The sequence below is a fragment of the Wolbachia endosymbiont of Atemnus politus genome (assembly GCF_013309895.1).
On the sequence record NZ_JAAXCS010000096.1, the window covers coordinates 1 to 4,801 of the forward strand.

4 protein-coding genes and 1 pseudogene are annotated in these 4,801 nt (G+C 36.0%); 2 read left to right on the forward strand and 3 right to left on the reverse strand.

What is annotated here, in order from left to right; all coding sequences use genetic code 11:
- Positions 1-196: 196 nt before the first annotated feature.
- A pseudogene (locus HET73_RS05935) lies at positions 197-1,472 on the forward strand (MFS transporter).
- A 30-nt stretch (positions 1,473-1,502) separates the two neighbouring features.
- Here HET73_RS05935 and HET73_RS05940 read toward each other — a convergent pair.
- Genes HET73_RS05940 through secG form a run of 3 tightly spaced genes read right to left on the reverse strand, consistent with a single transcriptional unit; the run spans position 1,503 to position 3,869 of the window.
- On the reverse strand, positions 1,503-1,919 hold the full coding sequence (locus tag HET73_RS05940) for a nucleoside deaminase (RefSeq protein ID WP_174133205.1): 417 nt from the start codon (positions 1,917-1,919) through the stop codon (positions 1,503-1,505).
- 25 nt (positions 1,920-1,944) lie between these two features.
- Positions 1,945-3,549 carry a CTP synthase gene (locus HET73_RS05945; protein ID WP_174134186.1) on the reverse strand — a complete coding sequence of 535 codons (1,605 nt, stop codon included), beginning with the start codon at positions 3,547-3,549 and terminating at the stop codon, positions 1,945-1,947.
- The gene (gene secG, locus HET73_RS05950; protein WP_174133204.1) at positions 3,549-3,869 is read right to left on the reverse strand and encodes a preprotein translocase subunit SecG; all 321 of its coding nucleotides are present in this window, start codon (positions 3,867-3,869) and stop codon (positions 3,549-3,551) included. The genes HET73_RS05945 and secG overlap by 1 nt, the downstream gene beginning before the upstream one ends.
- A gap of 199 nt (positions 3,870-4,068) precedes the next feature.
- Here secG and radC point away from each other — a divergent pair, with 199 nt between their 5' ends.
- On the forward strand, positions 4,069-4,743 hold the full coding sequence (radC, locus tag HET73_RS05955; protein ID WP_174133206.1) for a RadC family protein: 675 nt from the start codon (positions 4,069-4,071) through the stop codon (positions 4,741-4,743).
- Positions 4,744-4,801 lie beyond the last annotated feature (58 nt).

Below are 4,801 nucleotides of genomic sequence, written 5' to 3' on the forward strand. Positions count from 1 at the left end.
AGACGCCAGATATACTAAGTTTTTTTGTCGTTTAATCTGTACAGAGAAGATAAATAATTAGCTTCAGTCTTATTGTAAGAGGATTGAAGGGGGTTGTCAAGGGGTTTTTAGTTCTATTTCCTGAATGCTTCTGGTTTGACACACTTTACTAAATCCAAAAAAGTAGCCACAATGAAAAATTTACAAATTGAATTTAGTGTGCAATCAGCAAACAAGGGCGTTGATATCAGCTATTCTCTGCAGGATTGCAATATGGTATGACTACATACTCTTTACTGATTTGGCTAATATAATCAGCAGAGAGTTTTGTTTTGCACAAGATATTTACAGTAACATACTGCAATTATTTGGAATTATAGGGCTGGGTGCAATGGTAAGGCCATTTGGTGCATTCATATTTGGTCATGTTGGTGATAAGTATGGAAGGAGGATAGCACTAATAATTGCCGTCTTGCTAGTAATGATACCATCTAGTCTAGTTGCGTTTGTTCCAGGTTACAACCAAATAGGCATAGCTTCTACTATGTTGCTTATTGTGATTCATATAGCACAGGGAATTGCACTTGGCGGCGAACAAGGGAGTTCTGTTTATCTCATAGAGCATTTATCTAATAGAAAAGAGAGCTTAGGAATGTTTTTTGGAATGATGGGTTTTGGTCGTTCCATTGGTATACTACTTTCTGCGGTAATAATAATCATCTGCAAAAAAACTACTGATTTTAACGCTTGGAGTTGGAGATTGCCATTTATTTTCTCAGCTATTTTAGGATTAGTTAGTGTATACAGTGTATATACATTGGGAGAAACTCCAGCATATGAAGAAAATAGAAAACAAAGAAATTTATCTAATCTACCAATAATAGAACTTATAAAACACCACAAGAGAGCTCTTATACTTGCTATTTTAATAGCTATACCTGTTAATGTTGCTGTTGGGTTTACTGTATTTCTTCGAACAATTGCAAAAGAAATAGTATCGGTTGAGACGTATTTAATAACATATGTCAACGAAGTTGTGTTGATTATAACCAGTATACTGATGCCGATATCTTCAGTAGCATTTGGAATGTTGGCTGATAAAGTGGGGAAGGAGCGCACTGCAATCTTATTTATAGTAATTACAATGGTACTGTGTTGTCCTGTGTTGTCTGTTGCGTATTACTATAAAAATTACCTAATAATTACGTTGAGCATAATGGCTCTTTCTATAATAGAAAGAGGTATAGTTCCCATAGGAATAGTAACATCTGAACTCTTTCCTACCAATGTTAGATTTAGTGGAGTGAGTTTATCACGCAACATCTCTTTTGCTTTGCATGGGGGATTTACTCCTATGGTGTGTATTTGGTTTACTGTAACATTTCCTCAAGTAAACTTTGCAGCTGGGTTCTATATAGTCTTTTGCTTACTGGTCAGCCTGATAGCAATATTGCAAATAAAACCACAAGATAAAAAAATGTGACTGGTCTTAGTTTTCTCTTAAATTTATACCGCAACCCAAATTAGGTTCTTAGTTTCTCGAAAAAATCTTTTAACAAAAAAGAGCATTCTGTTTCTAATATTCCACCATAAACTTCGGGTATATGGCTGCAAAATTGAAATATTCTAGCGCCGTTTTCAATCCCTCCACCTTTTTGGTTGTAAGCTCCAAAGTATAATTGCTTGATTCTAGCAAAGGAAATGGCCTGGGCGCACATAGGACAAGGTTCTAATGTTATGTACATATCAGCATCACAAAGTGTTGTGGTCGAGAGCAATTTGCATGCTCGTCTGATTGCTAACATCTCCGCATGAGCAGTTGGGTCATTGGACATATTGTGGGCAGAGGAGATGATATTGTTTCCACTTGCTATTACAGCGCCTATTGGCACTTCATCATTTTTCTGAGCGAGTTTTGCTTGCTCTATAGCAAGCTCCATATATTGATACTTGAACATCAAGCACTTATTTTTTGCCAATTGCTGCTTTAATAAACGATACAAAAAGAGGATGAGGAGAAAACGGCTTTGATTTAAATTCTGGATGAAATTGCACACCGATAAACCATGGGTGATTTTCTAACTCCACTGCTTCTATACACGTTCCATCTTCTGACACGCTACTGCATATCAGGCCATTCTTTTCTAAATCATCTTTATAATTTGAGTTAATTATGTATCTATGTCTGTGTCTTTCCGAGATAGTGATATCACCATACGCACCTGCCATTTTGGAATTTGGGCTTATATTACATTTATATGCCCCAAGTCTCATGGTTCCACCAAGATCAACATTCTTATCACCAGCTAGCTTAATGATCGGATGTCTGCAAGTACAAAATTCTTCAGAGTGTACATCTTCAAGCTTAATAACATTGCGAGCAAATTCAATAACCGCAAGCTGCATACCAAGGCATATTCCTAAAAATGGAATATTGTGCGTGCGAGCGTAACTTATTGCCGATATTTTACCCTCTACCCCATCATCACCAAATCCCCCAGGAACGAGGATTGCATGAGAACTTCGCAGTTTTTCTCCTATAAACTTTTCACTTATAGGTTTTTCATCATTCTCTCTTGAATTGACCCAATTTATCTTTACTTTGACTTTATTACTAATTGCACCGTGGTTTAATGCTTCAATTAGTGATTTATATGCATCAGGAAATTCAGTGTATTTTCCTATTATAGACACAGCAACTTCCTGTGTTGGATGTCTCATAGAACGTACTATTTGATCCCACTCAGTTAGGCTTGGTTTTGGCTTGTTTAAGTGAAAATGTTCCAAAATTTGTGTGCCAAGTCCACATTGATTATATAGGACCGGTAGCTCATATATATGGCTCACATCGGGAGCAGGTATTACATTAGATAAAGAAACATTACAAAGGTTGGCTATTTTTCTTCTCTGATTATCAGAAACTTCCTTCTCACTACGACATAATATAATATCTGGTTGTAACCCTGCGAAATTCAACTCTCGCACTGAATGTTGTGTTGGTTTTGTCTTTGATTCTTGCGCTGCAGTAAGGTATGGTATTAAAGTTAAGTGGATGAGGATAACTCTTTGTTTTCCCAATTTGTAGTTAACTTGACGTATAGTTTCCAAAAACGGTTGGCTCTCAATATCACCTACAGTCCCACCAATTTCAGATATTATAAAATCTAAACCTTCCGTGCCATTAAAAATAAACGACTTGATTAAGTCTGTTACATGAGGAATAACTTGTACAGTTTTGCCTAGGTAATCACCGCGCCTCTCTTTTTTTAATAACTCATGATATACCTTGCCAGTTGTTATATTGTCGTCTTTGGTTGCTTTAATTCCAGTAAAACGCTCGTAATGCCCAAGGTCTAAATCAGTTTCGGCACCATCTTCAGTGACAAATACTTCCCCGTGTTGAGTTGGGCTCATTGTTCCAGGATCGATATTTAGATATGGATCAAGTTTTCTGATGCGAACCTTAAAGTTGTGAGCTTGAAGAAGCGCGCCTACACTTGAAGCAACTAAGCCCTTGCCAAGTGATGAAACAACCCCACCTGTTACAAAGATAAATTTAGCTTCCTTCATTAATTTTCAAAAGGAACAGAAGTAGATTCGTTTTCTCGTTTTTTTTCTGACATAATTTTCTCTGCAATTGACTTCTTATGTACATCTTTTGAACATAATCCTGATAATAACAATGTATTTATAATAAATAACCCGGCAACTATAGCCGTTGTTTTGCTAAGCGGGTTTGCGGAAGATTTCACTGGGATCATTGAATTAAGTCCCTGTTGTGAATTGTTAAAGCTACTTAGTGAGCTACTTCCAGGTGGCTGCAAAAGGACTAAAATTACTAGAACAATAACTAATATTATTTGGAGTACACTTAATATTGCTACTGACATTATAAGTAGGGCTGAAAATAAGAATTTTAGAAACGCAAAGTACGTAAGTCAAGTGTTTTAGTAGCTTAACTATTTAGATCTATCACAAAAACCTGAAAATATGATCTTTAGCGTTACTCGCTAAAATGACAAAGAGATTATTAAATATTTTACTCAAAGATCTAATTTCTTATTATAAGAGATGAGCAATTTATTAATAGTGAAAGATTACAAAAAGGGGCACAGAAAGCGCCTAAGAGAGAAAATTATTTCAGATAACGGGCAATCACTACTCGACTATGAGGTTTTAGAGCACATTTTGTACTCAGCATACAGTAGGATTGATGTCAAGCCAGTAGCAAAGAGTTTGATAGAAAATTTTGGCAGTTTAAGTAAAGTTTTCAATGCCGATCTAGAAGCACTACAAAACATTGATAAAGTTAACAAAGCAGCTATATCTGCCATCTTTTGTGTGAAACAAGCTTTTGTTCGTTCTGCAAGAGAAGAAATAAAAGACCTACCTATAATCAATAACTGGGAAAAACTGCTTGATTATCTGAGAATAAGTATAGGAAGTCTCAATAAAGAAAATTTTCGTGTCATCTATATGAATAAAAAGTATCGTCTAATAGCGGAAGATCTACAAAATATTGGTACAATAGATCAAACACCTCTTTATGTTAGAGAAATCATCAAGCGCGCTCTTTTGATCGGCTCAACGTCCATTGTAATATCTCACAACCATCCAAGCGGAGATATACAGCCTTCAAGTGGCGATGTATCTCTCACTAGACAACTCGCAGAAGCTTGTAAAAGTGTAGGAATAGAATTAATAGACCACATTATTATTACATTTAACAGCTATTTTAGCTTCAAGGAAAATAGGTTGTTATGAAAGCTTTCGACGATTTGAAAGAAGGGAGACGGGTTAAAAAACCCCTTGACAACCCCCG